We start from the raw sequence: 4,193 nt of genomic DNA, 5'->3' as shown, positions 1-4,193 counted from the left end.
CGTATCGAACGCTATCAAGCCGCTAAGCTTGCCAAAGACAAGCAAGGGCTAAGGGAGTTTGGCCCACGGCCACAACACAAAACTGTAGTGAGCTTTCTCGATGACGAGATAAACCAAAAGCTACAAGACAAGGGAATTGATGCAGCCCGCACTTTAATTCTTAGCGAACGCGCCTTAGCCCATGCTCATAGTGAAAAACACCAAGAGAACTTAAGCGCCTTGAGCTTGAAAGAATATACTCAGCTAAGTACTTGGATTAACAGTCCTGACACGCAGGTACTTTGGGAATATGCACGCAGTGAACTTTTGTTTATTAAGCGCCTAGGAGTTGAATCCATAAAGGTCGTAGTTCGATATCAAGGTAAAGGTGTTGAGTTAGACACTTTAATCAATGCACTCAAGGTTAAAACAAAAACAATAGATAGCGGTATTCAAGGTGAACTATATGAAGTGTGGCGGTAGGGTGAGAATCGAACTCACATCACTGTCAGACAGCCCCTTACCTATCGGGGTACACTACCGCCATAGACAATTATTACTCAACCTCCTAGTGATTACAATATGACCAGCAAAATAGCCATACTCACGCATAATGATGCAACCCAAGTACTCAACAACATTGCCGCCAAGTTTAATGACCTCAGCGACCCCATGAACGAGATAGCCGCAATTTTAGAGGGCGCAACAGAAGACGCCTTTGCCCAAGAGCGCAGCCCAATCACGGGGCAAGCATGGCCAGAACTCAGCGCAAACTACCTAAAACAAAACCCAAACCGCGTTGGCGGCCAAATGTTACAGGTTAGCGCTGGCGGCTTAGCAGCCAGCATAGCCGCCGACAGCGGCGCGTTATGGGCTGAAATTGGCAGTAACAAGCCTTACGCCGCCATTCATAACTTGGGCGGCTTGCCCGAATTTGCACCGGGGCCTGCGGCCATTGAACCACGCGAATACGTAGGGGTGAGTCCTGAAGGCGAACAAGATATTTTGGCTGTACTGGCGGATTATTTTACCGAAAACTGAAAACGTCCTAGAAGCGCTGTGAGGCGCTTACTGGTGTTTAAGTGCTAGCGATGGGTGTTGTGAGTGGGGTTTTGCGCGTTAGAGGTGTTTAGAAACGTTTCTGAACAAGTGATTTTAGATATTTTATCAAAATAATGACATTTTCATTGAAACAGTACCGCGATGTCGTTTAGTTTATTAAATGAACTTATTTATAAAATGAAAGTTTATGGAAACAGTCATCTACTCAAAAACTGCTACACCTCAAAGTGAGCCGCAAGATAATCACTTCAACGCTCTAAGATTAGAGCAACTCCCCGATAACGTTCTTGCGAGAACAAGAGCCTATTTATATTGCTCTGGTTGCTTTGAAAAGGCAGCTTATGTTTCACGTTCAATAAATGGGCGTGCTCCACATTGTCGCAGTGTACACAAATTAGTAGATGGCTTACCTTGCCCACAAAAAAGCCCCGAGAGTGTAAAGGTCACTACTGAGGGTTATGATTCTGTAAGAGCACTAAAAAATGAAGAGGACGTATATAAAATTGACTTCAATTTTGGACCTGAAGAAACACACGTAAATCCACTAAAACCCAATGACAAAGAAACACAAGGTAAAAAGCGTGGTGGCTATCGCAAACACGGAGAGGCTTCGGGCGTCGGAAAGAGTGAATGGTCTAGACGCCTCAGCACTCTTCTAAAAACGCTGGTTGACGATCCTTCATTTGCTCATAGCTCTGCAAACATAAAAGTATTTGGTGTAACCAAGCCAATCAAGAACGTCTTTTATTTTACTGATAATTTTGAGAGATATATGAATTACTTAACTCCCAATAAATTCCCAGCTTTCTTCTGGGGGTCAATTTGGGATGCTCAAAAGGGTAACCTGGGGGATGTATGGCTAAATACAAGTGAAGACACCTCAGGGCTATCTGTCCGCATCCCACCTAAGGTATTCAAAACACTTAAAGGAAAGCTCAAGATGAGCGAAGATGATGTTCTAACTGGTTGCTCTGGCGGAAAGTTTTTGCTGTATGGCTGGTACAATAGAAGCCAAGTTTCTGGAAAGCCACTATTAAACCTACTAGAGCCACAAGCTGAATTTATAACACTTATGCTTGGCGATAAAATAAAAAACCTAGATTAAATATAAAAATATGTGAGCTGCTTGAGCAGCTCAATTTTAATTCACTTCTTAAGGAAAACCTTTTAATGACAGAAACCCCAGAAGAACTTAGTCAACCTAAGCGACAAGAACTTGACGAAGAGCATTCTCTTGAGCGCTTCTCTAACATAGTCAAACACCTGATGTGGATTATCCCTACTTTTGCTTTGGGTTGTTCAATTGGGTTTTATTGCACTTACTCGCAAGAGTTCGAGCAACTATTTCCTGTACGCTATGACGCCAAAAACTGGGAATCGTTACGAGGCCAGTTCGGTGCTCTAGGTGACTTTTTTGGTGGGATGCTAAACCCCTTACTAACATTCTGCACAATCTTAATGCTCATATTTTCACTGCTTCTACAAATGAGGGAGTTAAAAGCAACTAGATTAGAATTGCAGCGAACTAGGAACGCTCAACAGGAACAAGCTTCTGAAGCAAAAAAACAAAATACAATAACCCAAAATCAGACTGACGCTATTAATGCTCAAGTTGAAGCATTGAAAGAGCAAACTACCCTACAAAAAAATAGCTCTAACCAATTAAGACTACAATATTTAGTTGACATGATACGATTTGAAGAGAACGTGGTAACCAGAACTCTAAATATGCAATGTGGTGACTACCAACTGAAGAACTGGGAAAAAGTAACTATTGTGGCTTGTTCTACAGCCAGCGGTGAAACAATGAAACAAGGTGCTGAACTCAAAAATATTATAGAAAATAGTATATTAGGACAGCATAAGATTCTACATCAAATGATAGATACACACTCGGAGGATAAGCTTACTCAAATGTTTATTTACAGGGTAATACGAAATACACAGCAGTTGATAATCAAACATGGCTTTTTCCTAAAAAATGACAACCGCTATGAGTTCATAGAACTATTTGAAGATAACGCGAACGCTTTGACCGACGATCATTTTCGAGACTTAAAAGATCAAGCTTCAGAACTCGCCAGATTGATAGAAAAAAGCACCTTTTCCAACTAAGCATTTATTAACCCAGTTTAAAATACACGCTCAACCCAATTCCACATACTGGCACCAAGACAAACGTTTTAGTGCCAGAACATGCCAAACACCACAACCGCCCAAAGCCTTGGTTTAGCCATATGCAATGTCACTGCTCTACCAAACGAGCAAGGCATTAGCGAACGCGTTTTAATTATCCCTGATGGTGAATTTGCCAGCCGTGATGGCCGCCCCTTTGATGTGCCTAGCCGTAAATGGCTAATGGATGACATAGCTTTTGCTAATTTGCAGATGAGTGCTGCGACCCGCAAAAACGACTTCTTGTTTGATTACGAGCACCAAACCCTACACAAAGAGAAAAACGGCCAGCCTGCACCTGCTTCTGGCTGGTTTAAACCCGATGCTTTGGAGTATGTGCCCGGCGAAGGTGTGTATGCCAAAAACGTGGCATGGACTGATGCCGCACACAAAGCCTTGCTTGCTAAAGAATACCGCTACGTCAGCCCTGTGTTTTTATACGACAAAAACACAGGCCGCCCCCTTGTATTACTGCACGTTGCATTAACCAACGACCCTGCATTAACGGGCCTTAATGAAATCGCCGTATTAAACGCCCAATTTTTTACCCAAACCACAGGAACAAGCCCCATGAACGAAGCCCAAAAGCTATTGGCTGCGCTTGGCATTACCGTAACGGGTGATGTCACCGCTGAGCATATTAGCCAAGGTGAAGCCGCTATTGCCGACCTTAACCAAAAAGTAAAAGCCGCCGAGAGCAAAGACACACAAATTGCCGCGCTCACCGCACAAGTTGAGCAAGGTTCCCAGCAAGTAGACCTCAGCAAATTTGTACCCGTTGAAGCCTACAACGCGCTTTATGGCCAACTAGCTGCATTGAACACCCAGCACCAAGGCATGAGCATTGAAAGCACCATAGATAAAGCCAAGCAAGATGGTCGTGTGGTGGCCTCTGAAGTGGACTATTTAACGCAACTTGGCAAGCAACAAGGTTTAGCGGCTTTGAATACGGTGCTTGATAGTCGTAGCCCCATTGC

4 protein-coding genes and 1 pseudogene are annotated in these 4,193 nt (G+C 43.5%); all 5 read left to right on the top strand.

The genetic code is table 11. The annotated features are described in order from the left end of the window. Positions 1–462 (top strand): annotated as a pseudogene (locus HC733_RS21620) (phage minor head protein); the annotation flags it as partial. Between the two features lie 99 nt (positions 463–561). After that, a complete protein-coding gene (locus HC733_RS21615) occupies positions 562–1,020 on the top strand; it encodes a phage virion morphogenesis protein (RefSeq protein ID WP_190367047.1) in 459 nt (152 codons plus the stop codon). A gap of 208 nt (positions 1,021–1,228) precedes the next feature. Next, positions 1,229–2,146: a hypothetical protein gene (locus HC733_RS21610; RefSeq protein WP_190367046.1), complete on the top strand. Its 918-nt coding sequence runs from the start codon at positions 1,229–1,231 to the stop codon at positions 2,144–2,146. Between the two features lie 65 nt (positions 2,147–2,211). Next, positions 2,212–3,156 carry a hypothetical protein gene (locus HC733_RS21605; protein ID WP_190367045.1) on the top strand — a complete coding sequence of 315 codons (945 nt, stop codon included), beginning with the start codon at positions 2,212–2,214 and terminating at the stop codon, positions 3,154–3,156. 81 nt (positions 3,157–3,237) lie between these two features. Continuing rightward, positions 3,238–4,193: phage protease (locus tag HC733_RS21600; RefSeq protein WP_190367044.1), on the top strand; the 956-nt coding region annotated here is incomplete at its 3' end.

Origin of the sequence: Pseudoalteromonas sp. S16_S37, from assembly GCF_014694405.1 — a bacterium.
GTDB lineage: Bacteria > Pseudomonadota > Gammaproteobacteria > Enterobacterales > Alteromonadaceae > Pseudoalteromonas.
Note: the sequence above shows the minus strand (reverse complement) of the source record. Positions and strands in the feature narration are given on the sequence as shown.